Source organism: Arthrobacter sp. 05T47 (assembly GCF_056395825.1).
Window position 1 is genome coordinate 1 of the sequence record NZ_JBFTKG010000004.1, and the last position, 22,124, is coordinate 22,124.

24 protein-coding genes and 1 pseudogene are annotated in these 22,124 nt (G+C 62.6%); 8 read left to right on the plus strand and 17 right to left on the minus strand.

Going from position 1 to position 22,124, the window contains the following annotated elements:
• The coding region (gene mobF / locus AC1DEY_RS05400) for a MobF family relaxase (protein ID WP_476867087.1) at window positions 1–1,286 on the minus strand (1,286 nt) is incomplete at its 3' end.
• 1,253 nt (window positions 1,287–2,539) lie between these two features.
• On the opposite strand from mobF, the pseudogene istA reads away from it, so the two are divergent.
• Both istA and istB read left to right on the plus strand, forming a co-directional pair.
• Window positions 2,540–4,067 (plus strand): annotated as a pseudogene (gene istA / locus AC1DEY_RS05405) (IS21 family transposase).
• Window positions 4,064–4,882 (plus strand): IS21-like element helper ATPase IstB, encoded by an 819-nt coding sequence (istB, locus tag AC1DEY_RS05410; protein WP_476867088.1) that lies wholly within the window; start codon window positions 4,064–4,066, stop codon window positions 4,880–4,882. Before istA ends, istB begins: the two are co-directional and overlap by 4 nt.
• A gap of 27 nt (window positions 4,883–4,909) precedes the next feature.
• Here the strand turns inward: istB and AC1DEY_RS05415 are convergent, their stop codons facing one another.
• Window positions 4,910–5,248 (minus strand): hypothetical protein, encoded by a 339-nt coding sequence (locus tag AC1DEY_RS05415; RefSeq protein WP_476867089.1) that lies wholly within the window; start codon window positions 5,246–5,248, stop codon window positions 4,910–4,912.
• 163 nt (window positions 5,249–5,411) lie between these two features.
• On the opposite strand from AC1DEY_RS05415, the gene AC1DEY_RS05420 reads away from it, so the two are divergent.
• Window positions 5,412–5,747 (plus strand): SOS response-associated peptidase, encoded by a 336-nt coding sequence (locus tag AC1DEY_RS05420; protein WP_476867090.1) that lies wholly within the window; start codon window positions 5,412–5,414, stop codon window positions 5,745–5,747.
• A gap of 209 nt (window positions 5,748–5,956) precedes the next feature.
• Here AC1DEY_RS05420 and AC1DEY_RS05425 read toward each other — a convergent pair whose 3' ends face one another.
• Window positions 5,957–6,277 (minus strand): hypothetical protein, encoded by a 321-nt coding sequence (locus AC1DEY_RS05425; protein ID WP_476867091.1) that lies wholly within the window; start codon window positions 6,275–6,277, stop codon window positions 5,957–5,959.
• Window positions 6,278–6,481: 204 nt separating this feature from the next.
• Between AC1DEY_RS05425 and AC1DEY_RS05430 the strand changes: the two genes are divergently transcribed.
• The 3 genes from AC1DEY_RS05430 to AC1DEY_RS05440 are packed head-to-tail and all read left to right on the plus strand — an operon-like array spanning window position 6,482 to window position 9,248.
• Window positions 6,482–6,877: a plasmid mobilization protein gene (locus tag AC1DEY_RS05430; protein ID WP_476867092.1), complete on the plus strand. Its 396-nt coding sequence runs from the start codon at window positions 6,482–6,484 to the stop codon at window positions 6,875–6,877.
• Window positions 6,878–6,884: 7 nt separating this feature from the next.
• Window positions 6,885–8,489, plus strand: coding sequence for a relaxase/mobilization nuclease domain-containing protein (locus tag AC1DEY_RS05435; protein ID WP_476867093.1), 1,605 nt, complete (start codon window positions 6,885–6,887; stop codon window positions 8,487–8,489).
• Between the two features lie 9 nt (window positions 8,490–8,498).
• Window positions 8,499–9,248, plus strand: coding sequence for a hypothetical protein (locus AC1DEY_RS05440; RefSeq protein ID WP_476867094.1), 750 nt, complete (start codon window positions 8,499–8,501; stop codon window positions 9,246–9,248).
• 129 nt (window positions 9,249–9,377) lie between these two features.
• On the opposite strand, the gene AC1DEY_RS05445 is transcribed toward AC1DEY_RS05440, so the two are convergent.
• The 7 genes from AC1DEY_RS05445 to AC1DEY_RS05475 form a co-directional block, all read right to left on the minus strand.
• Complete coding sequence (locus tag AC1DEY_RS05445) at window positions 9,378–10,163, minus strand: DUF6602 domain-containing protein (RefSeq protein WP_476867095.1); 786 nt, start codon at window positions 10,161–10,163, stop codon at window positions 9,378–9,380.
• On the minus strand, window positions 10,147–10,656 hold the full coding sequence (locus AC1DEY_RS05450) for a Mov34/MPN/PAD-1 family protein (protein WP_476867096.1): 510 nt from the start codon (window positions 10,654–10,656) through the stop codon (window positions 10,147–10,149). The genes AC1DEY_RS05445 and AC1DEY_RS05450 overlap by 17 nt, the downstream gene beginning before the upstream one ends.
• Window positions 10,641–11,927, minus strand: coding sequence for a ThiF family adenylyltransferase (locus tag AC1DEY_RS05455; RefSeq protein ID WP_476867097.1), 1,287 nt, complete (start codon window positions 11,925–11,927; stop codon window positions 10,641–10,643). Before AC1DEY_RS05455 ends, AC1DEY_RS05450 begins: the two co-directional genes overlap by 16 nt.
• A complete protein-coding gene (locus AC1DEY_RS05460) occupies window positions 11,917–12,138 on the minus strand; it encodes a hypothetical protein (protein ID WP_476867098.1) in 222 nt (73 codons plus the stop codon). Before AC1DEY_RS05460 ends, AC1DEY_RS05455 begins: the two co-directional genes overlap by 11 nt.
• Window positions 12,139–12,446: 308 nt before the next feature.
• Window positions 12,447–13,391, minus strand: coding sequence for a nucleotidyltransferase family protein (locus AC1DEY_RS05465; protein WP_476867099.1), 945 nt, complete (start codon window positions 13,389–13,391; stop codon window positions 12,447–12,449).
• Between the two features lie 439 nt (window positions 13,392–13,830).
• A complete protein-coding gene (locus AC1DEY_RS05470) occupies window positions 13,831–14,541 on the minus strand; it encodes a hypothetical protein (protein ID WP_476867100.1) in 711 nt (236 codons plus the stop codon).
• A 620-nt stretch (window positions 14,542–15,161) separates the two neighbouring features.
• Window positions 15,162–15,767, minus strand: coding sequence for a TetR/AcrR family transcriptional regulator (locus AC1DEY_RS05475; RefSeq protein WP_476867101.1), 606 nt, complete (start codon window positions 15,765–15,767; stop codon window positions 15,162–15,164).
• Window positions 15,768–15,861: 94 nt separating this feature from the next.
• On the opposite strand from AC1DEY_RS05475, the gene AC1DEY_RS05480 reads away from it, so the two are divergent.
• Window positions 15,862–17,061 carry an MFS transporter gene (locus tag AC1DEY_RS05480; protein ID WP_476867102.1) on the plus strand — a complete coding sequence of 400 codons (1,200 nt, stop codon included), beginning with the start codon at window positions 15,862–15,864 and terminating at the stop codon, window positions 17,059–17,061.
• Between the two features lie 137 nt (window positions 17,062–17,198).
• A complete protein-coding gene (locus tag AC1DEY_RS05485; protein WP_476867103.1) occupies window positions 17,199–17,993 on the plus strand; it encodes an IclR family transcriptional regulator in 795 nt (264 codons plus the stop codon).
• Between the two features lie 100 nt (window positions 17,994–18,093).
• Here the strand turns inward: AC1DEY_RS05485 and AC1DEY_RS05490 are convergent, their stop codons facing one another.
• The 7 genes from AC1DEY_RS05490 to AC1DEY_RS05520 all read right to left on the minus strand — a co-directional run bounded on the left by AC1DEY_RS05490 (window position 18,094) and on the right by AC1DEY_RS05520 (window position 22,093).
• Complete coding sequence (locus tag AC1DEY_RS05490; protein ID WP_476867104.1) at window positions 18,094–18,858, minus strand: SDR family NAD(P)-dependent oxidoreductase; 765 nt, start codon at window positions 18,856–18,858, stop codon at window positions 18,094–18,096.
• Window positions 18,845–19,693: an SDR family oxidoreductase gene (locus tag AC1DEY_RS05495; RefSeq protein WP_476867105.1), complete on the minus strand. Its 849-nt coding sequence runs from the start codon at window positions 19,691–19,693 to the stop codon at window positions 18,845–18,847. The genes AC1DEY_RS05490 and AC1DEY_RS05495 overlap by 14 nt, the downstream gene beginning before the upstream one ends.
• On the minus strand, window positions 19,690–20,172 hold the full coding sequence (locus AC1DEY_RS05500; RefSeq protein WP_476867106.1) for a nuclear transport factor 2 family protein: 483 nt from the start codon (window positions 20,170–20,172) through the stop codon (window positions 19,690–19,692). Before AC1DEY_RS05500 ends, AC1DEY_RS05495 begins: the two co-directional genes overlap by 4 nt.
• The gene (locus tag AC1DEY_RS05505) at window positions 20,169–20,357 is read right to left on the minus strand and encodes a hypothetical protein (protein ID WP_476867190.1); all 189 of its coding nucleotides are present in this window, start codon (window positions 20,355–20,357) and stop codon (window positions 20,169–20,171) included. The genes AC1DEY_RS05500 and AC1DEY_RS05505 overlap by 4 nt, the downstream gene beginning before the upstream one ends.
• Window positions 20,303–20,587, minus strand: a complete 285-nt coding sequence (locus AC1DEY_RS05510) for an ABC transporter permease subunit (protein ID WP_476867107.1) — start codon at window positions 20,585–20,587, stop codon at window positions 20,303–20,305. Before AC1DEY_RS05510 ends, AC1DEY_RS05505 begins: the two co-directional genes overlap by 55 nt.
• An 87-nt stretch (window positions 20,588–20,674) precedes the next feature.
• Window positions 20,675–20,875, minus strand: coding sequence for a hypothetical protein (locus tag AC1DEY_RS05515; RefSeq protein WP_476867108.1), 201 nt, complete (start codon window positions 20,873–20,875; stop codon window positions 20,675–20,677).
• A gap of 354 nt (window positions 20,876–21,229) precedes the next feature.
• Window positions 21,230–22,093: a sugar phosphate isomerase/epimerase family protein gene (locus tag AC1DEY_RS05520; RefSeq protein WP_476867109.1), complete on the minus strand. Its 864-nt coding sequence runs from the start codon at window positions 22,091–22,093 to the stop codon at window positions 21,230–21,232.
• Window positions 22,094–22,124 lie beyond the last annotated feature (31 nt).

Genomic DNA, 22,124 nt, shown 5'->3' on the forward strand with positions numbered 1-22,124 from the left:
TAGTCGTTGAGCGCCACGGACTGATGTTCAGCGGCCGTGGCGACGGCATCCATTAGTGCATTCCGGTCGGAAGCGGACCGGCAACGGATCTGTGCGCAGACCCTTTCGGCTTCGGCGAGGAGGTTCCAGCGGTTCCAGGTTGAGCGTTTGCCGGCGACCCTTTCACGGGTATGGGAGGCGACACTGTCGATCCAGTCGGAGGTGAAGTCCGTGAACGCGAAGGGGGAGTCCGAGGAGCGGTTGATGGCGGCGGCGAGGACGTCCGCTGGTTGGAATCCTTTTGCGGCCGCCCGTTCGCGCCATCGGCTAGAGAGTTCATGCAGCGGTCTGGGTAGCTCTGCCTTCGGGACGCGGGTGGCCAAGGTGGCCTGCTGGCGAAGCTTGATGATCGTTGCTGCGGTGGGAGGATGACCGTGTTCCGTGACCCATTCCGTCACGAGGCGGTCTGTTTCCAGATTGATGAGTCGAGACCGGTTTGAAAATTCGCGGATGAGTGCTTCGTCTATGCCGGTGAGCTGTTGGCTGGGATTCTGGGTGCTGGTGACGGGGTTACGGATTTCCGTGTCACTTCCGAGGTTCCGGTGGAGGGCGTCAAACAGGAGTCCGTTGTAGTGTTCGCTGGSGGCGACGGCGGCCTTGTACAGGGTGCGGGAGTCGGGTGTGACCCACGCTCCGTCGGTGATCCGCTGGATGCGGTTGGCGATCACCAGATGCGTGTGGAGTTGAGGGTCTCCCGCGCGGGATTCCCAGTGGTCGAAGGCAGCGGCAATGGTGCCCATTGTGCCGAGGTGGGCGACGCCGTTCCGTCCGGCGCGGGTGTGGATGACGGCATCTTCAAGCCAGGCAAGGGTTTCCTCGACCGCTTCACGGTGGGTTTGCAGGATTTGGTCCTGGGTGCCGCGAGGGCTGAGTGCCCACAGTACGGACACAGACTTCGGCACACTGAAGGTGAGGTCAAAGCCGACGACGGCGTGCCTCACGGTCGGTGGGCCGGTCTTGTTGTCTACGACAGTGGGTTCGCTGTGGGGGCGGCCCAGCGGCCCGCCTGTGTCGGGGTGGACTGCTAAGTCGAAGACTGCTTTCGCGTCCGTTTCGGAGATGGGCTCAGCGGCCGTTCTGTTGATTCCTTGCAGTCCGCTGCCAATCCATCGGCCTTCCGGAGTGCCGGCCTTCATGTAGTAGGTGGTGGCGTCCCGGGTAGAAGTGGATTGGTCGTCCATCATCGTCGTCTTGAACAGGTAGCGCAGGCCTGCTTGTGCAGAAAGCCGGGCGATGGACATTGTCATAGCCGCGGGGCTCCAGCTTGACGCTTCGATGGATGCCATCCACGACGACGGAAAATCTCCAGCGTTGCTTGATCGAGCGCGACGCCTTTTGTCTGAGCAAGAGAGACCAGCCAGGCGGAGATGTGTGCCAGATCCTGGACATTGGTTCTTTGCGCGCGTTTGAGGCGGGAGACCTCTGACTGGAGRAGGTTGTTGYTSACTCTTTGTTCKGAGTTCTCCGCTTCGAGCCGATCGATCTCGAAGGCTTGGGACCTGAGCTTGGACTGGAGTACTTCCCGGTGCCGCTGACATGATCTTGTTTTGGACTCTAGTTGTCGCTTGCTGGCTTCCAGCTGGGCCTTCAGGTCAGTGGACAGCGAGTCTGCTTTGCGTAGCTGAGCCGGGCGGTTACGAGACCGACGTCGACGGTCCCGCTGCCTGTTAGCACAGCGCGTTGAGCAGAAGCGCTGTGTCCTTCGTGTGGGCTTGAAGCCTTCAGTGCACTCTTCGCATTTCTTGACGGTCACGTGTATTCATYTGCGCGACGTCATCTTCCGACATGACTAGACGTGGGTTGTGCTCACGCTGACGGCCTTGGATGCCAGAGGTGTGAGCAGTTGATTAGTGATGGACAGGATAGGGAGCAACGAGACTTAATGCCACTGCTCTCTTCTTTGGAGCGTGCGGACGGTTCAAGTCTCCTAGGGGGAGGCGGAGTGCTGATTAGTGCAACAGCTTGTTGCACGATTGCTGGTGCTATGAGGGCCGGCACAGCTGTTGCAGGGCGAGCTTCCATCCCGTAAGGGAGTCTCAAACTGTCCAGATGGCGTCTGGACAGTTTGAGGTTCTTCCTGTTTCGGTGCTCGGCGGAGTCCGCGTGCGACGTAGACCGTGACCTGCGTTTGGTGGGCGGTTTTAGAGAATCTGTTTAGAGAGCAGCGGGCATTCAGGGCGGATATTTGTCCACCAGGCTTTATGGACGGCGCGCGACCAAGGTGTCGTGTCCTCTCGTTCACCTTCKCACGATCTAATCGCGGAACTCCCGAGTTGTGCCGCATGGCACTTCATGGTCGACTCGAACGGTGTACTTGCCGTAATCGCGTTGTATGACCAGGATTCCCTGCCTGCTGGCTGTGACAGGTTTGGATGGCCCCGGTAGGACGGTTATTTCTGGCCCCACTTCGTGACTCGCCGGGCACCTGTGACGGTTATTTGTGGCCCCACCTTCAACGTTGGATCCATCAGTGGATGGATGCGGCGGAAGGCTGGTCTGGATGGAGTCGAGAGTGGAGTTGTTCGCGCGGATTCGGAGGGACGCCCGGGTTGAGGGCTTATCGGTTCGTGCGTTGGCGGTCCGGTACGGGGTTCACAGGCGAAAGGATTCTGGCCCGGCTCATCGAAGAGCACGGTGCGCAAGAGCTGTCGTATTCCACGGTGCGTGATTACGTCAGGGTCCGCCGGGCCCAAATTGATGTGGAGGCCGGACGCCGCGTTGAGGTGTTCATTCCCCAGGAACACGCACCGGGTGCTGAGGCTGAGGTGGACTTCGGCGAGGTCTATGTCGTGCTGAACGGCGTGAAGACGAAGTGCCACATGTTCATTTTCCGGTTATCGCATTCGGGCAGGGCCATCCATCGGATCTACCCGACCCAGGCCCAGGAAGCCTTTCTTGAAGGGCACGTCGAGGCTTTCAAGGTTCTGGGCGGCGTCCCGACTAAACACATCCGCTATGACAACCTCACCAGTGCTGTCACCGCGGTGGTGTTCGGGCAGGGCCGGCAGCGCCGGGAGAACGACAGATGGGTGTTGTTCCGTTCGTTCTACGGCTTCGATCCCTTCTATTGCCAGTCCGGCATCGCAGGGGCCCACGAAAAGGGCGGGGTTGAGGGTGAGGTGGGCTGGTTCCGCCGCAACCGGCTTTCACCGATGCCTGTTGCTGACTCCCTGGACGAGCTCAACGACCGGATACGGGCTTGGGAAGCTCAGGACGAGAACCGGCGGATCAATGACAGGATCCGCACGATAGGCCAGGACTTCGAGATTGAACGGCCGTTTCTGGCCCCGTTGCCGGCGGAGGAATTTGATCCGGGTCTGGCGCTGAACCCGAGGGTCGACAGGTCCTCGATGGTCACGGTCAGGATGGTGAAGTATTCCGTCCCAGCCCGGTTCATCGGGCGGAGGGTCAGGGTCTCATTGCGGGCGTCCGAGGTTGTGGTGTTCGATGGCCGCACCGTGGTCGCCAGGCATCAGCGGCTCGCCGCCCGGTCCGGTCAGTCGGTCCAGCTGGATCACTATCTCGAGGTCCTCAAAACCAAGCCCGGCGCCCTTCCAGGCTCTACTGCTTTGGCAAGGGCGCGGGAGTCCGGGGCGTTTACCAGCGCGCACGAGGCTTTCTGGGCCGCCTCCCGCCGGGTCAACGGCGACGCCGACGGGACTCGTGAACTCATCGACGTCCTGCTCCTTCACCGGTCGATGGATGCCGGAGACATTCATGCAGGGATCAGTGCGGCGCTGGTAGTGGGTGCGGTCAGCGCCGACGTCGTTGCGGTCGAAGCACGCAGATACGCTACGGCATCTTGCCGGGGTGGGGCCAGGTCCGGCCGTCATCCCGGTGCTCATGCTGAAGAGAAAGTGCAACGGGTTGTCAGTCTCACCCAACGCCGGCTCATGGACCCCGCCGCGGTCATTGCCGGGCTGCCGCCTGAGAGCCGGCCACTGCCCTCAGTCCGCGCCTATGACGAGCTGCTGGCCAAACGTTCCGAACACCCTGCAGGAACCGCGTCGAAGGAGAACATCTCATGAGCCCCACCGCACCGGCGACCACCATCACCCCGACCTTGCGCCGGCGGCGAGGCCTGACTGAGCAGGCAGCGGTCGCCGCCGTGGACCAGGCGTGCCGTCGGCTGCGCCTGCCCACGATCCGGGCGGTGCTCGACGAAGCCCTCGCCGTCGCGGGGAAGGAACAACTCTCCTACCAAGGATTCCTGGCCGAATTGCTGCTGGCCGAGTGCGACGACAGGGACCGGCGCTCCTCGATCCGGCGCGTGAAAGCCGCGAACTTTCCCCGGGACAAGTGGCTCGGGGACTTTGACTTCGATGCAAACCCGAACATCAACCCCGCCACCATCCACACCCTGGCCACCGGGGAATGGATCCGCAAAGGACAACCCCTCTGCCTGATTGGGGACTCCGGGACCGGCAAATCCCACCTGCTCATCGGACTCGGCACCGCCGCCGCAGAGAAGGGCTACCGAGTCAAATACACCCTCGCCACCCGTCTCGTGAACGAACTTGCCGAAGCCGCCGATGAGAAGGTCCTGGCCAAGACCATTGCCCGGTACGGCCGGGTGGACCTGCTCTGCATCGACGAGCTGGGTTACATGGAACTGGACCGGCGGGGCGCCGAACTACTGTTCCAGGTCCTCACCGAACGCGAGGAAAAGAATTCCATTGCGATCGCGTCGAACGAGTCATTCTCCGGCTGGACCAAAACCTTCACCGACCCGCGCCTCTGCGCCGCCATCGTGGACCGCCTTACCTTCAACGGCACCATCATCGAAACCGGAACCGACTCCTACCGCCTCGCCCACACCCTCAACCAACAAACATCGAGCTGACCCTTGTAAGGCACACCTACGTTTGCGTCAGAGTTGAAATATCACTTCGGCGTTCTCGGATTTGAGGGTCAGCGGAGTGCCTAGATCGAACTGGCCATCTGACGGGAAGGCCAGGTCGAGGATTCCTCCGAAGGGGCTGTCTGAAAGCGAGTTGCTATGCGCCAACATCAGCGTCGTGCCGTGTCCATCGGTGAGCGTAAATCCCTCATGCGCCGCTGCAAGAGTTGTCCCGGCCCGATGATGTCTGGATGGAATTCGGGCCTCTGATCTGAGGCGAATGAGGAGATGGGTCTCCGTGGTCTCCAAAGTCTGGACCGTGAGATCCATGCCACTCTGACGGACGACGGTCAAATTGCAGGTGAACATGCCTGCATCCTAAATGTCGACATAGGGGATGTCCCAGTATTTAACCCCCAGACGCTCAAGTCGTGAGGGCCGCGCCCGCCTCTGCGCACGCTTAACCCACAATCAGCGAGCTAAGCCGATGAAGCGGGGCCAGAAATAACCGTCCCACCGGGGCCAAAGATAGTTGACATACTCAAATGACCTGCTGGCCTTTGCGGGACTCTACGAGTTCTGGCCCGACCCGTCCCTGCCGGAGGATGACCCGCACCGGTGGTTGCTCAGCTGCACCGTGCTGACCACCACGGCCCACGATTCCCTCGGCCACGTCCACGACCGGGCCCCGGTCATCGTCCCGCCGGAGATGTACGGGGCCTGGCTCAACCCGGGCACCACCGGAAAGAACGACGTGCAGGAGCTGCTGGACGCCATGCCCGAACCGGTCCTGACGCCGCGGGTTGTCACGGACCGGGTGAACAGCGTCCGCAACAACGGACCCCAACTCCTCGACCCGCCCACCTGACCCCGCCCGGCCTCCCCTTCGGGGGCAGCAGGGAAGATGTTGAGGCAAGACAACGCGGATTGGCCGCCACCCAAAGGTGACGGCCAATCAGTGGCGCGGTGCATCCGCTTGCGGGTGTTCTTTGTGGTCCTTGGCTGAAGAAAGCCGGCCCTGACCTGGGGTGTGCCGGGCGCACCGTCTTGGACCATGGGGAAGGAACCCGCCGCTCCTTAGGACTGTGTGGTCGCGGTGTCCAGGATGTCACCGTGCGGGGGAGTGGACGCCTGGCCTGCGGTCTGTGACGCGGAGGTTTTTCGCCGGCGTGAGACGGCCCCTGGTTCGAGTCCAAGCTTCTTCAGCTCCTCGGTGCTCCACCCGTCCTTGGTGGCCCGGACGTATGAGCGCTTGTCGTCGCGTTCGGCCTCCGCGAGTTGTTCCTTGAGGTCAGCGACCCGCTGCCGGGCCTTGACCAACTGCGTGACGGATTCGATGCGCGAGTCGAGCAGCGCGCGGGCCTGGTTACGTGTCTTTTCAATGTCGAGGTTCGCCATGCATCCACCCTAACCACCAGATCCCCGAGTCCACGGGACGAACCGCCGCGCAGACAGCGATCCGAAAAAACACCGGAGCAAGCTGGGAACTTAGCCGGGCTAAGTTCGTGTCGCTGCCGGGAACTGAGTTCCGGTCGCGGCAGACTGAAGTCTGATCCCGGGTACTCCGGGTCGCTGCGCTGGCAAACACGAAAGGCGGGAGACGTGAGTGAAGGTAACGGCTTCGCCGGTTGGAAGTCCCGCCGCCGCCGGGCGAACGTTGACGGCGGCAGGATGCACCGCCACGAGGTCAAGGTCAGTCCCGAAGAGGAAGCCCAACTGCTCGCTCTGGCGGAGAAGCACCGCGTCACGATTCCGCGACTGCTGATCGAAGCGGTGCTCAATGAGGAGAGTGAGAGTCCGTCGGAGCGGCGCGATCAGTTCATGCAGCTGTCCAACCTGCAGCGCCTCATCGGGAGCGTGGCGAACAACATCAACCAGATCGCCCGGCACGCCAACTCCACCGGCGACGTGCCGCCCGAAGCGGCAGCAACGATCGCCCATGCCAAGAGCGTCATCATTCGCATCGACAGGCAGCTCGCCGAGATGGCCGGCCGGTGATCGTGCCGTGATTCCGAACATCACCCAGGGCGACCGGATGGCGGGCCTGCTGATCTACCTCGCAGGCCCGGGACGTGCCAACGAACACGAGGAACCGCACCTTGTCGCCGGCGACTCAGCGCTGATGGCATGGCACGACGATAACGAACTGAACCGGGACGCGGCCCTGGACATCGCCAACGCCCTGGACCGAGCCCACCAGTTCTACAAGACCGAAGTTGATGGCGGGCATGTCTTCCACTGCTCACTGAGCCTGGCCGCCGAAGAAGGACAGCTCACCGACGCCCAGTGGGGCGCGATCGCGAATGACTTCATGACGGACATGGACTTCACCGAAGACGGCGGTAAGGCCCCGGCCCGGTGGGTTGCCGTCCGCCACGGACTCAGCAAAAACGGCAACGACCACATCCACATCGTGGCCAGCATGGTCCGCGACGACGGCACCAAATGGAACAGCTGGAAGAGCAAATACAAGTCCCAACAGGCCGCGAGGGCGCTGGAGAAAAAGTACGGCCTCAACCAGCTGGACGCGGTCCGTGCCGAACGGGGATTCACGCCCGCGGAACAGGCCAAGGCCGCCCGCCAGGGCCTGCCCGAGGTCGAGCGCCACAGCCTCGCCCGGAAGGTCCGCACCTGCGCAACAGCATCAATGGATGAAGCTGAGTTCGTCCGCCGTGCACGCCAGGAGGGTGTTCTCGTGCGGCCCCGGTACGCCGCCGGCCGTACCGATGTCGTGACCGGGTACTCCGTGGCCGAACGTCCCCGCAAGGGTGAGCGTGCCGTGTGGTTCGGCGGCAACTCTCTGGGACGTGATTTGGCTCTGCCCAAGCTCCGGGCTGGGTGGGAAAGCAGCCCGGAGTCAGCGACTGCCGCTGTTGCGGAATGGAACGCTGCGGCACGCAACTGCCGGCCGGTAAGCCGTGGCCGGGAGACCCTGCAGCCGTCGGCCGAACTGTGGAGCAAGTACGCCCACGACGTCAGCGCCCTGCGCGAGAAACTGGCCACCACTCCGTACAGTGACCACGCGGCCTGGGCACAGGCAGCTCGGGAAACTTCGGCCGCGTTTGGCGCATGGTCCAAACGCATCGAACCGACACCAGGACCGCTGGCGGACGCCGCACGGGAGCTGTCCAAATCAGCCCAGCTCCGGCGCTACCCGCCCCGGCCGGCGGATGCTCTGCCGTCGGCACGCGGTGCCACAACGATCCTCTTGGCCGCCACGTCCAGAAGCGACCGCGCCGCCTACGCCCTCTTGTTCCGGCAACTCGCCCAGACCGCCCGCGCCATCCACGACATGCACAAAGCCACCGACGACCTCCGGCGCGTCAGCGGCCTCTCAGCTGCCGTCACTGCAGCCGGCAAAGCCGTCGAAGCCAGCGCCACCGCCCACACCATCACGGCTCACCCCATGACGATGGAAGCGCTGCGCGAACAGCACCCGGGAGCCAGCGAAGAAGCCCTCCGTGCACGGCTCATCGCCGAACGCTCACGTGGCGGCTCACCCGTCCCGACCACACTCACCAGACCGGATCGAACACTGCAGCAGGCCGGGCCAACCCGGCCCGAGGAACCGGTCCGGGACCAGCATCGGAATCCAGGCATCGAGCGATAGGGGAAGAGCATGAGCGAAGCAGACGGAATAGACGACGCGGTGGACGGTGCGATGCGTACCGGGCTGATGGTTGCCAGCCGCATCGGCGAGCAGCTTGCCAGAATGCGCGAACAGGAACAGCGCACCATCGCCGCAGCAGAGGAACAACGGGCGCGGGAGTTGCAGGACCGCTTTGACGGCCAGCGGGCTGCCGCCCGGGCCCAGCTGGCGCCGGTCTCCCGCGTGGACTGGTGGGACAAAGCCACCCCAGAGATGATCGAAGGGGTTCACGAGACCGCCACGGCTTGGAAGGCCTACGACCCCGAAGCCGCCCAGGCAGCCGAGAAAATCAGCGACCAAGTCCAGAGCCGTTACGGCATCGATGTGAACAACACCGGTGCGGACGAGGTATCCGTGTCCGAGGCCCTGGTCCGGGCACAGCAGGCCCGCTTCGAAGCCGAAAGTGAACGGACCAAAGAATCGGCCGCGCGCAGCGATGAGGTGGTGGCCGGCGCAGCAGTTGCCGGTGCCAACCGACAGGACCGGGCAGACAGAAGCGAACCGGCGTGGGATACCGCCGACCGACGCCAGCAGCTGGCCGAAAGCCTGGAAGGCAAGGGCGACCGCGAAGCCGTAATCTCCCGGCTCCTGGCAGACAAGCACCAGGGTACCCACCCCTCGGCCGCCGTCGCGCAGAAACCGTCATTGGCCAAGACATCAAAGATGGCCAAGCAAGGCGGCAAAGGCCGGACGTTGGAACGTGGCGGACTCGAACGCTAGCCAGACATGAGGGAAGGAGACCTGCTATGGCAGGTCCCCTCCGCACACCTGTCTGTCACCGCGGCATTCAGCTGAATCTCGGAACGGTGACGAGAGCGGCCGCAGCCGCTGGCCCTTGGGGGCGATGAGTTATCGGGCTGCAGCAGGAGAGACGTCGAAGGGAGGCTGTTCCAGAAGCGACGCGGGAATGTCCTCCATGTGGCGTCCGTACGCGCTCAGATCAAGTGCGAGCACGGTACCCAGCGTCGATAGCCTCTTGAAAAGTTGCATTGCAAACCAAATGAGCTGCTGATCTGGTCCGGCGTAGACCAGTTCGTCACCGACGCGTTCGACGGCGCCGTATTGCACCGCGATCGCGAAGTCCAGGCGATCCTGTTTGTCACCTTGAAGGAGGGCGGTACGAGCAGCTTCTCCCTGGATGTCGGCCCATGCAGACCCCGTGGCAAGGATTCCTCCGAGGATGGGTTTGGTGGCGGGATCCTGAGGCGCATACGTTCCCCCGGCGTGGCGGATGCCTACGGAAGTACGGTGAAGCGCGCGAACGCTTGCCACCTTGTCACGGGCATACTCAACGTAACCCTTGTTCAACTCCGGCTTGGCCTCGAACACGGCATAGATGCTCTCCACCGGTACAAAGTGGAGGCCGCTTTGTTCGAAGAACAGGGGCGAATACTGCTGGTCGTAGATGGCCACATCAATTTGTTGACTCTGGTTACCCCTGGAGTCGATTGCGAAAACTTTGCCCACTCCATAGCGGCGGGGCAGGAACTCGCTGAGCATGTCTATCCAGCGGTCCTCGGTGGCGTCACCCTTGGCTGTCGGGTGATTGGTGAAGTTCGGCATCAAACCAAGCCCGGTCAACATGTGATTCTGCTTGGCGGTAAATGCTTGTCCTAAATCAAACGGCATGACCATGCTGGCTGACCCCATTCTCTGGTTCTATCGGATAGATGGCTATGTCTTTGTCATCGTGGGTTAGTAGCCAGAATTGCAGCGATACTTCCTCTTCAGGAGTAACCGGCGACACGATGATGGAGACAAACGTGTTGAAGTTCAGGTCGCTGTCGAGAAGGTGGGCAGCGTAGGTGTGGATGTCGCGCTGACTCGGCACTGGAGGACCGTGAGGGTGTGTGTGCCATTCCCCTATCCATTGCGCGCCGGTCACGCGAAATATTTCTGCGGCGAATTCCTGCGTGTGTGTCAGGTCCCGCAGAAAGTAGTTTGCCTTCCGTAGTGCGTCCGGCCCCGGGCCGGAGGCAGCAGTAATCAGAAGATGACGGCCATCGTCAAAGCCGAAGAGGGCGCCGCCCGTTTCGAGTTGGCTTCCTCCATCTGCCACGGCACGCAATATGGATTGCGCAGCATGCTCTCTCATGTGGACGCGTCGTCGACCTATGCTGGGCGGCATGCCAGGCAATCTGGATAGGACGCAGCGGACGGATACCAACCAATAGACATCGCGCGGGCAGAGTCGAAAGGTTTTGCCAGGCCAGCCTCGGGGCGCAGGGCGACAACTGCGTTATCGTCCTCGAGTACTTGATCCAAGTGCCCCAAATCGTTCAGTATCGTGGCTACCGCCGTTTTTGCAGCGAGGGATCCCATCAGGTGAAGGTCTGCCCCTACAGCGGTCATGGGGTTATGGCGCGTTCCTTCGCCGTAGCCGCGGTCCAGGGTAGGTTCGAGGTCCATCTGCCCGGAAGCGTGCAGGGCGCGTCGTTGGCACTCCAGGCAGCCGATTTCGGGGAATGGCCGAAGTCGCAGTATCTCGCCGTATCGGCCATCTGCTAACACGCAGGCGAGTACTAGTGGTCGCCCTGCTCGCTTGCACAGGTAACTGATTACCCGTCTGGCTTCGACCCCGTCGACAGTGCATACAACCACATTCGCCATTTCGATCAAGGGTCGAAGAAGATCAGCATCCGCAATCGCATCTATCCGGAAACCGGAGACATCTGTTTCGGTCCATTTGGGTCCAATATGCTTTGCGAGGGCATCGACCTTGTACCTGCCCACGGCGCTCGACGAGCAGATGTGCCGCGGGATGTTGTGGTACAGAAGCCGGTCAGGATCGACAATATCCAGATTTCCTACGCCGTAGCCAGACAAGGCGACGGCGGCGGCACCTCCTATGCTTCCTGCGCCTATGAGAAGCACGCGTTGGCCCTTGAGTTCCCTAATTGGCCAGTGGGCGGCAAGCGTTGAGAGTTGACCCCGGTCCGTCTCAACATCGCAATTCTCGGGCTGCGCCCCGTCCCGGCTCACCGTCCAGGCCGTGAACTGGGGGAGGACCCGGCCGGGGGCTATCTCGGGGGGTGCCTCAGTAAATGTAATGGCGATGTATTGCCCGGCGCCCGGGTCACGGGCCTCCGGCACGTACTTCTTGAAAGCCTTGAACGTAAGCGCCTGTTGCTGGCGGATCAACAGATAGGCCTGGACGGCGAGCTCTGCTGTGGTTCGATACCAGACACCTAACGGGTGGGTATCCGCGCTGGTCAAGAAATGGGTCTTATTTTCGTCCATCCGCTGAGGCAGAGAATTTCCCTCGGAAACCGCCATAACGATGGCGGCTCGGTCTGGTTCGGACACTCGACAAGTGATGTGGCCCCAGGGCCCCGACTTCGATATGAGTTCTGCTGCTGCCTTCGGGATGAGCAGCAACCGAGATTCGTCACCCCTCATCTGGCAGCTCCTCTATGTGCTCCACCAGGAGCGAGTCGAGCACATCATCTACAACAATTCCGTTCTGTGTCATCTTCTCGATTGCTCCGACTTCGAAAAGCGCATACTCGATGCGCCATGCCGCAGCCTTAAGGACGAGGTCGGAGGTCAGCGATGAACTGGTCCACTGCTCTGCATCCCGGAGCAGGCAGAGCGATCCGTCGCTGAGCACGTGATAGTCAGTAAAGCTGCGCAACTCTACACGGGGTTTCGGTGCCAGCGGGAAAACCGAGGGGGGAGCTGCGGGAAAGGCATGACCATATTGCACTCGGATTTCGAAAGGTGAGTCTCCGAGGAGCCGGTCTAGATTATGTGGAGCTGCCCGTGAGAAGGGCCAGGAGGGAACGGGCCCGATGCAGTAGCCCGCCCCTTCACCCACCCATCTGAGATCCGGAAAAAACTCATTGACAGCTTTCAGTTCCCGGACCAGCAAATCGGGCTCAGCCTCCCACCAGGTAAGGCTCGTGAGCTGGTGCGTCCTCATCCTTGAGGCGAGTCCTTAACCTGGCGCGGACCGGCGGCAGCACCTCCGGCTGCTGCCACAACCGGGAACGCAGGGCCCAGGACACTACGCCACATCCGCGTCGCTTCAGCTTGATTCCCGTCAGCTGCCGCCCGGAGCGCAGACGCTGCAGACAAGGCCGCGTCTTCCATCGCCCGGCGAAGGGCAGCAGAATCAAGGGACGGCTGAATCGCCCCGGAGAGCCCCGCCGGGTCTACAACGGAAAGGGAATGACGCGATGCCGCGGCAAAGAAGCCGCTCAAGGCTGTCGCCCGATTCGCCGAGACTGGAAGGCACTCTAGAGCCAAGACCTCCATGACCAGCGACTTCACCTTGAAGGGTTGCTGGCGAGCCCAGTACTTAAGCACTCGGACCATGGGACGAAAGCGGTTCCACGCTTCTTGGCGCTCGGCCACCCTATTGATGAGATACTCCGGATCGGCCAGGGTCCAGCGGGCCTCGCTCTTGAAGGGGATTAAGATGCCATCCTTCCCACGGAGGGCAGGCATGACATCAACCGTAAACGCATCGGGATCGTCGGGATCGTCAATAAAGCATTTGGCTGCACGGTTCCGGTTGGCGGTGTTGACCTGCCTGACAAGACGCTCGTAAGTGCCGGCTGTCACGCCCAGAAGCTCCGTGACAAGCTCGCGGCACCGCTCGATTGCCTCGCTGCTCGACGGCCCATCCTCGCCCCATTCAGGGTGAAACGTGGGGTCGAATTCCACCACCAGGTCTACGTCGTGTACGGGTTGAAGCTGCGTACTCCTTCGAAGGGACCCAGACCCCCAAACAGAACAAACGTCCGGAGCAGCGTTCAGCGCGCTTTTGAAAGCGTCCCTGCGCTCACGCGCCACCTTAACAACTGCAACATCTGCATCTACGACGGTTTGAAGCTCGTCAAACGAAGCACTAACACCCATTGCACGCCACCTTTTCTAGCCCCCCATTGTGGCTGTTCTGATCATACTTTCGACCTCCGACATTTCAGCTGTCGCGGAGCGGCTCGATGGTCAGGCTTGGTGGCGTTACAGTTCCCACCGATGCAAAGGATTTTCGAGCAAGGCTCAATCCGTGGCGAACCCTTTCGCTGACCTGCAACAGCGTCGGCGCCGTGCGAGTGCTGCCAAGGCACATTCCACGTGACGCTGGCCGACACAGGCCGGTGGACAAGTGCGGAATTGCCTCAAGGTGGTCATCCGGGGGAAGCGGTGCGATTCGTACTTCTAGCTTCAGGAAGGACATAGGTGGTAGCTTAAATTCGAAAGATTATTTGTCTTTACATACTGACAACCTTACATAAGGTCCATTATCGGCATTAAAAATTGGGCGGGGGAGTGCCCGCATTAGGGGCGTCTGCGGTCAGTGCACGAAGGCCGGAGCGCAGGAATCGTTGAAGGGCTCAAACCAGTCCTTGAGATCCATCGGCGCGAGGCCGAGCTGCAGGTTGAGTTCGACGTCACCTTCGAATCCGTCCATCGCGTTCTGGTAGAGCATTTCGCTGTCCGTGTCTTCGAGCATGCGTTCTTCAAGCCTGCCGCGCCAGTCGTCCGCAAGGTCAAGACCGTACAGGTCCTGAATGACTTCCACCTGGTCCAGCAGGCACCGAACCGCCAACTCCTGGGCCACGCACGACGGATGGGTCCAGCCGCGGATCAGAGCACCGGCCATGTCTGTGGCAATGACCAGAAACTGCTGGGCAAACCGCACATCGTTTTTCTCGGCGTGCTTGGGTGGTAGCCCTGACAGCACGAAGCTGCCCGCGACGTCCTGCCGGCTGACTTCAGTGAGGCTTCGCAGCTCGGCGACGTCCTCGAAGAGCTGGTCGATCAGGATAGCCGATGCCTCCCAGGGCGCACCAGCCAGGAGCTTTGCCTGGAACAGGCTTCTGTCCCGCCGCTCCGGGGTGACCGATTCCATCCAGTCCAGGTCCCCGGCCTCCAGATCGTTCCGTTCATCAGCACTGAGATCTTCAGGACGCGGCTCGTACCCCAACTGCTCAAGGCTGATGCCGGTCAGCTCCTCACCGACGTGCATCAGGTGCTCGACATAGGTCTCGTGCTCCGGGGTCATACGCCTGATGCTACAGCTCGATGCCGACCACCCCTGCAGACCCGGAACAGCGTCCGGCCGGCCGGCCGGGCCAGCAACTTGTTGGAGCCCACCGAATGGCCGTGTGCAGGTTAACGAAGGTGGGACATCGGCGTGGAATCGCCCGGGGAGGGTCTTATTGAAAGCGCCAATTGGTGGCGTCTGCGCTATGCAGAGACATGAGCTCTCGCTGCAATGGCGCGGCTCAGTCGGTGAATCGGAATGCTTCGAAAGTGCCCCTGAAATCAGCAGGTTCGGGACGGTGACCTTCTCGCGCTCAGCATTGGCGACGAGCCCGGCTTCTTCTTCCACCTTGACCCATACGTTTCGCGCTTCTTGGTGCCGGCGGGCCCTTCAGCCACCAGCACGACGCCTCGGAGACGTGGAACCCGACGCACACCCAGCGACAACCGGGCCCGCCAGCGCGCCCAAAACCACAAAATCAACCCGCACCAGAATCAAACCGGGGCCCGGCATCCAACCCGACCCTCATGCTGGCTCCAGCTTCGATGCTGCTGTCTTGGCCAATTGTCGCGGGTGAGAGGCCGGCGGCCACGTTGAAGAAAAGGGCATAAGGGACGAAACAGGATGAGGGCGAGGGGTCAAGACGGACGACGGAGGCTGTTGAGGAGGAGCTCGGTAGCGGCGTGCAGCGCGGCGGGCGGTACACCGTCGAGCAGTTGCGTTGCGACACCCAGCACAAAGGAGTGCACCAGGATCGCCGATGCCGCAGGATCTAGGTCGGCACGGATTGCGCCGGCATCGGCACCTCGACGGATGCACGCCTCGATGCCCGTACGATCCTCTGCCCGACGTGCGGCGACGACGCTCCGCGCTGCGACGTCATCGTCTCCGCCCGCACCAACAGTCGCCGACAGTGTGACGAGACACCCGCCCGGATGCGCCGGGTCGGACTGCATCTCGATCGTCCCGTGAAGCATCAGGCCGAGCGCGTCGAGCGGGTCGAGCGTCAGGTCGCCGACGAGTTCGCTCACCTGTCCCGGCCCGGCGATGTAGTGCTCGATCGCACGCTCGAACAGGCCCTCCTTCGACCCGAAGGCGCCATAGAGGCTCGCCGATGAGAGCCCGGTTGCCGCACGCAGTTGCGTGATCGTCGACGCCTCGTACCCGTGCTGCCAGAACACCCGCATTGCGGCATCGAGTACCTCGTGCTCGACGAAGGTCCTCGGTCGTCCCTGCTGTGCCATCTCAGCCCTTTCGGATCGCTCGTTCCAGTTTGACACACAGACATGCGCTCGTCACTATAGGAACGTTCGTTCCATAAATAGAGAAGAGTCATCTGTGTCTGTCTCAACATCCGAATCGACCGCCTCGAAACGGCCGGAGCGCGAACGTAGCCTGCCCGTCCTCGCACTCGTCCTGATGGCCTTCAGCGGGTTCATCATCATCATGACCGAGACGCTTCCGGCCGGTCTGCTCCCCCAACTCGCCGTCGAATTTCAGGTCAGCAACGGCACTTCCGGCCAGCTCATTACCGCTTATGCACTCGGCACAGTCCTCGCCGCGATCCCCGCGATCGCGATGACGCGAAGTGCGTCCCGCAAGCCGCTGCTCATCATCGGGCTGCTCGGCTTCTTCGTCGCGAACACGCTCATGGCGATCGCGCCGACACTCGTGATCGCGCTCGTCGTGCGCTTCATCGCCGGGGCGTTCTCCGGCCTGATCTGGGGCATGCTCGCGGGCTATGCGCGTCGCATCGCCGCCCCGGAACACGCAGGCCGCGCCCTCGCGATCGCGATGGCCGGCACACCGGTCGCGCTCTCTATCGGGACGCCGCTCGGCGCTTGGCTCGGCTCGACGGTCGGCTGGCGGTGGTCCTTCGCTGGCGTCTCCGCACTCACCGTCGTCGTCGTGCTGTTGGTGCTCGCGTGTGTGCCGAACGCGCCAGGGCAGCGATCAGATACCCGACTTCCCCTCGGCCGGGTGCTCGTGATCCCGGGCGTGGCCGTGATCCTCGGTGTGGTGTTTGCTTGGATGCTTGCCCACAATCTGCTCTACACGTACATCGCACCGTACCTCGAAGGCGCGGGGGTCGATCTCCGCCCCGACGTCACCCTATTCGTCTTCGGCGTCGCCGCACTCGTCGGCATCTGGATCACGGGCACCCTGATCGACCGATCGCTTCGGCTCCTTACCCTCGTGAGCACGGCGGCCTTTATCATCGCCGGTGCACTCCTGCTCCTCTTCTCGGCTTCACTGCCGGTGACGATCGTTGCGGTCGCAGTGTGGGGCGTCGCATTCGGCGGCTCCGCGACGCAGCTGCAGACGGCGATCGGCGACGCGGCCGGCGAGAGCGTCGACGTTGCGAACGCGATGCTCACGACCGCGTTCAACCTCGCCATCTTCGGCGGAGGGGCGATCGGCGCGCTCCTGGTCGATGGCAGCGGACCGGCAGCGCTCCCCATCGCGATGATCGCACTTTCCGCGGTCGCCCTCCTGGCAGTCACCTTCGGCCGAAAGCAGGCCTTCCCGCAACACTAGAAAGCCGCCATTAAGCCGGTATACAAGCGGAAACTCGCCTGCCCGCCGAATCGCGCTCGTCAGATTGAGAGCGGTCCCCATAAGGACGGGTCAAATTGTGAAGGCTATGTATCGTATGTTGCACATAGACTGAGTTCATGACGGTAGCGACAGAGCGGCGCGGCGCCTACCGCGACGGAAACAGCACGGCGGACCGCGCATTAACTATTCTGCAGATGTTCAGCGAGCAGCAAGACCGAGTATCCGCTAACGACATAGCCGAACATCTCGGCGTAAGCCGCTCGACCGCATACCGCTACGCGCAATCTCTCGTTCGATCAGAGTTCCTGGTAGAAGAGTCCGGTACCGGTTTTCGGCTTGGCCCGAAAGTTATGGAGCTTGCCCGGGTAGCCCGACGAAGCTACGGGCTATCAGATATGGCCATCCCGATCATGCGCCAGCTTGCCGCTAAACATAAGGAAACGGTTCTGTTGACCCGCCGAGTGGGAACAGGAATTCTGTGCCTTGAGCGAGAAGAATGGCCCGGCCAATACGTCCGTCTTTCCTATGAGCGCGGTACTCGTCTTAGCCTTAACGCTGGCGCATCCGCACTTGTACTCCTCGCTTGGTTGCCTGAAGACTACGTCCGAGAAATCCTGTCCGGGGTCGAGCTCTACGCCTACACGGAAAACACACTCACCAAGCCCGACAGCATCCTCGAACGACTTGCGCAAATCCGCGTAGACGGATATTGCATTGCATACGGCGAAGTCGACCCCGACGTGCTCGGAATCGCAGCGCCCGTCTTCGACAACCAAGGAGATGTTAGCGCGGCCCTTAGTCTGGTCACCCTCAGAACCCGCCTGACACCGGAAGCTATCAAAACCACCACACGCAGCCTAGTAACCAGCGCAGCGGATCTCACCGCTCAGATTCACAACTATTCAGAGTAGAGACCATAGCCGTACCCACATGGGCACCTTTGTCTGACAATTGGCGACAGGGTGCTTCAAGCCATATGGCTCACACTCACAGATAGCATCATTGGGCATCTCAGACCGCCGTGTATCCGCCATCGACCGGGACGGCGGCCGCGGTGATGTAGCTCGCGTCGTCGCTCGCGAGGAATGCCACCACGCGAGCAATCTCAATTGCCTCCGCCTGCCGCTTGACCGGATGAAGGTCGATCAGATTCTGTAGGTAGGCCGCGCCTTCCGGGCTAACCGCACCGGCCGCTTCGGCCATCGGTGTCTTGGTGGACCCAAGCACGATCGAATTCGAGCGAATGCCGCGGGTGGCATACGTGACGCCATCGGTCTTCGCCATCATGATGACCGCAGCCTTCGTGGCGTGGTAGAGCGGGATGTCGGCATTAGCGGCGACTCCATAAGTGGAGGAGATGTTTACGATCGAGCCACCCCGCCCGCCCTCGAGCATGCCGCGGATGACGTGCTTGGTGCAGAAGAAGGTGCCCTTGACGTTGACAGCGAAGACCGCATCGAACTCGCTCTCGGTGGCCTCGTGGGTGGGGCTCGCGGATCCGGCTATGCCGGCGACATTTATCAGTATGTTGATGGGTCCGAGCGTGCGCTCGATCTCGGCCACCGCCGCCTCAACCTCGGGCTCGCGGGTAATGTCCACCGTCAGCGCGAGAGCAGAGGCACCCAGCTGCACCAGCTCTGCGACAATCTCTTCACCAGCAGCCCGATCGATGACCGCCACGGCGGCTCCCTCCCGCGCGAACTCGCGTGCGATCTCGCTGCCGAGGCCGCCGGTTCCTCCGGTGACCAGGGCGACCTTCTTCTCAAGCCTCAGCATCTGTCGTCTCCTTCACGATGGGCCCGCCTTCAAACTCACTGTGCGCCACCTTCGGACGCGACCTCATCATCGTGCGCTGATTGGGGATGGCGGCCATTAACGACAGGCCACCGTCGACCAACAGTTGCGACCCGGTGGTGAAGCGCGCCTTCGGCGACACCAGGTAGGCGATCGCCGCCGCCATCTCGTCGGGATCGCCGGGCCTGCCCGCCGGTACGTCGGGGCGGTGAACCTTGGTCTCGCCGTCGGTGGCGCCACTCATCCGTGTCGCCGTCTCACCGGGGGCGATGGCGTTCACCGTGATGTCATACTCGGCGAGTTCGAGCGCCATCACTTGGGTGAGTGCCCACAGGCCGCCCTTCGCTGCGCAGTACGACGCCCCGTTGCCGAGCGGCACCGTTGCGTGGAGCGACGTCACGTTCACGATCGCTCCGCCTCGCCCCTGTGATCGAAGGATGCGCGCGGCCGACTGCGCCGCCACGAACGCCCCGGTGAGATCGGCCGCGATCACCCGCTGCCAGGAGTCGAGCTCTGTCTCGAGAAACGGGGAGAGCTCCTGCATGCCCGCATTGTTGACGAACGCGTCGAGCCCCCCGAGACTGCCGACCAGGCCTTCGATAGCGACAGTCATCGACGCGGGGTCTGCGAGGTCGGCGTGGGCGGCGAAGGCACGCACGCCGGCCTCCTGGGCCAGGGCGACGGTATGCTCGGCGCCTGAACGGTTGGCGGAGTATGTGACGGCCACGTCATAGCCGGCTTGGGCCAGCGTAACCGCCGTGGCCCTTCCTATGCCCGACCCACCGCCGGTTACCAACGCCGTGCGCAGGCCGGTCATGGGGCCACCTCACCGGCGACGGGCTGTAGCGCCTGTAGAAGGACGGTAGTGTCCCAGTGGAACGGCCTCAGCTCAAGGATCCGGCCGTCGCGCACCCGGAAGTGCTGTAGCAGATCCCACTCGGCCTCCTTGCCGCTTACTCGCGCCGTGGCGCTGACGTGGGAGCGCACGAAGATCGAGTCCTCACCCGAAGGAAAGAACTGCGGGTCGATCACCTCGAGCCGCGACCAGGCCTGGCCGAAAGCGACCATCCAAGCCTCAAATCCCGCAGGCCCGCGCCATTCACCGCCGTAGGGCAGTGACGCGGGCTGATGGAGCACGCAGTCGGGGTCGAGCGTCTCGGCAATTACTGCGAAGTCTCCTCCACCGGGTGCTAGATAGGCTGTCTCGGCCTCGTAAAAGCGAAGCAGTGTCGATGTGGGGTCGAGCGGTGTGTCTGTGGTCTGCATGGTGTCCTTCCAGTGAGCCACGATGGTCACTTGATTTCTTTGAGTTTCGATCGATTGATGGTCGACAGCATCGCCAAGATGACGATAATTCCGTAGGCTATCTGCTGGAACACCGGGGGAACGCCGATCGCCGAACTGCCCACCGGGATGAGCGCCACTATCAAGGCCCCCGCAATGACTGCCATGGGGTTGCCGACTCCGCCGGTGACGGCCACTCCACCCACCACGGCAGCAGCAGCCCAATGCCGAGCCCCGACGCCGATGCTGTTCCTTGTTGCGCGGTGAGCACAATGCCCGCGGTCGCTCCGAAGGCTCCCGACAGCACGTACGCCAGCACTTTAGTCAACTTCGTGCGGGGCGCAGAGAGTATGGCCCCCCGCTCGTTGAGCCCCACAGCCCGCATGTTCAAGCCGATCCTCGTGAACTGTACGACCGCCCAGAGCATGGCCGCGAGAAGCTAAGGACAGCCAGGCGCACAGCGGCAGCACCGCCACCGTGTAGTCGACGAGCCACGTGACAGCGGCCCCGTTGACTAGACGTCGGCGGTGGTCTGGTTGGAAAGGATCAATGAAAGGGCCTGCAACACGCCGAGGGTGCCGAGCATCACCGCGAAGGCAGGCCCCTGGAACAAGTTGGCGACGACGCCGTTCACCATACCGGCCAAGGCGCCGACGCCGATGGCCGGGGGGCAGTGCTGCGCCCCCAGCGCCGGGAGACTTTGGGCCAGCACCACGGCGCTGAGGATGGCGATCGCCGCCGCCGAAGATCAATACCGCCCGACGAGCAGCACACACGTTTGGCCCAGCGCTAGCAGCAGAATGGGGGTTGTCTGGTAGAACAGCGACGGCAATCCCGCTCCGCCGATGAACGCCGGCTGCAGTACGTCAGGCCGACCCCGGTGTGCTCTGAATCCAGGGAGATGAAGGCTGCCGCCTCCCGAGGGTGAGAGTCGCAGAGGATGTCGGCGATGCTCATGTCGGGCCGGGAGCAGCGGTGGTGCAGTTCATCGGCCTCCTGTCGGATGTTGGGTCGGCGAACCGGCGCGTGGGGCCCGGGACCACTGCTGAGAGAGGTGGGTGGTCGACCATCAAACACGGCTTTTCGCGGCGCCAGATTCGAGGACAGAGCGCGTGGTCGTTCCAAGGATCTCACCGATGGTATGGGCATCGAGGCCGTCCAATTCGTCGGAGAACACCTCGGGTCCCGCCGTTATGGCGGGTGCGCGCCGCGTAACGATATTCACGACGTCCTGGATCTGGAGTGACCCGGTGCCTGGGGGTTGGCGTGTGTGCATCGTAGCGTCGATGAGATCCGCGCCGGGGGCGGCGAGCGATCCGTCGGCGAGTTGAAGGTGGATAGGCACGGTCTCGGGGATTCGTGCGAGGAGGTCGAGGTCGGGGTTGCTGTGAGCGAAATGCCAGGTATCGAGCATGATCCCGGCTCCGGGCCGGTTTGCTCGTTCGACGATCCTCCAGGCGGCGGCGAGGTCGGGCACTCCCCAAAACGGCATGAATTCGAGGTTCACGGGCACTTCTCGCTCGGCGGCTCGGTCCCAGAGCGCTCCGAACCCGCGGACAAGATCGTCTTGGTCGACGGCGCCGTGATCAAAGACCGCCACGGCCAGGATCGAACGAAGCGTGAGTGCGTCGACTAGCTCTAGGCACTCACTGACAGAGACGTCGAACCGTGCCTTCTGTGCGCTGGTCGCTCCGGAGGGCACTCGGATAGGCGCCCAGCCGGTGACGGTGTCGAGGTGGAGCGATAGACCGGCTTGTTCAGCGAGGCTTCGCGTTCCGGCGATCCCGTGGTCTGTGATGGCGGTACGGAAGGCGGCCGGGGTGAGGGCGAGTCCGGTGAACCCGGCTACAGCTGACGCCTCGACCTGTTGGGCGTAGGCCAGTTTTCGGACGCTGCCTTCCCACATCACGAGGTCGATTCGTGAGGTATTCATGCGAGCCTCCCTTCGGGGTGAGCCGGTCCGG

What these genes read in the sequence shown, in the direction of transcription:
- AC1DEY_RS05445 (WP_476867095.1), bottom strand. Translation starts at nt 10,163, where the DNA reads ATGGTCATGCCGTTTGATTTAGGACAAGCATTTACCGCCAAGCAGAAT.
- AC1DEY_RS05465 (WP_476867099.1), bottom strand. Translation starts at nt 13,391, where the DNA reads ATGGGTGTTAGTGCTTCGTTTGACGAGCTTCAAACCGTCGTAGATGCA.
- AC1DEY_RS05520 (WP_476867109.1), bottom strand. Translation starts at nt 22,093, where the DNA reads ATGAATACCTCACGAATCGACCTCGTGATGTGGGAAGGCAGCGTCCGA.
- AC1DEY_RS05510 (WP_476867107.1), bottom strand. Translation starts at nt 20,587, where the DNA reads ATGCTCTGGGCGGTCGTACAGTTCACGAGGATCGGCTTGAACATGCGG.
- AC1DEY_RS05475 (WP_476867101.1), bottom strand. Translation starts at nt 15,767, where the DNA reads ATGGCACAGCAGGGACGACCGAGGACCTTCGTCGAGCACGAGGTACTC.
- AC1DEY_RS05455 (WP_476867097.1), bottom strand. Translation starts at nt 11,927, where the DNA reads ATGAGGGGTGACGAATCTCGGTTGCTGCTCATCCCGAAGGCAGCAGCA.
- AC1DEY_RS05440 (WP_476867094.1), top strand. Translation starts at nt 8,499, where the DNA reads ATGAGCGAAGCAGACGGAATAGACGACGCGGTGGACGGTGCGATGCGT.
- AC1DEY_RS05495 (WP_476867105.1), bottom strand. Translation starts at nt 19,693, where the DNA reads ATGACCGGCCTGCGCACGGCGTTGGTAACCGGCGGTGGGTCGGGCATA.
- AC1DEY_RS05415 (WP_476867089.1), bottom strand. Translation starts at nt 5,248, where the DNA reads ATGTTCACCTGCAATTTGACCGTCGTCCGTCAGAGTGGCATGGATCTC.
- AC1DEY_RS05470 (WP_476867100.1), bottom strand. Translation starts at nt 14,541, where the DNA reads ATGACCCCGGAGCACGAGACCTATGTCGAGCACCTGATGCACGTCGGT.
- istB (WP_476867088.1), top strand. Translation starts at nt 4,064, where the DNA reads ATGAGCCCCACCGCACCGGCGACCACCATCACCCCGACCTTGCGCCGG.
- AC1DEY_RS05425 (WP_476867091.1), bottom strand. Translation starts at nt 6,277, where the DNA reads ATGGCGAACCTCGACATTGAAAAGACACGTAACCAGGCCCGCGCGCTG.
- AC1DEY_RS05450 (WP_476867096.1), bottom strand. Translation starts at nt 10,656, where the DNA reads ATGCCGCCCAGCATAGGTCGACGACGCGTCCACATGAGAGAGCATGCT.
- AC1DEY_RS05490 (WP_476867104.1), bottom strand. Translation starts at nt 18,858, where the DNA reads ATGCTGAGGCTTGAGAAGAAGGTCGCCCTGGTCACCGGAGGAACCGGC.
- AC1DEY_RS05485 (WP_476867103.1), top strand. Translation starts at nt 17,199, where the DNA reads ATGACGGTAGCGACAGAGCGGCGCGGCGCCTACCGCGACGGAAACAGC.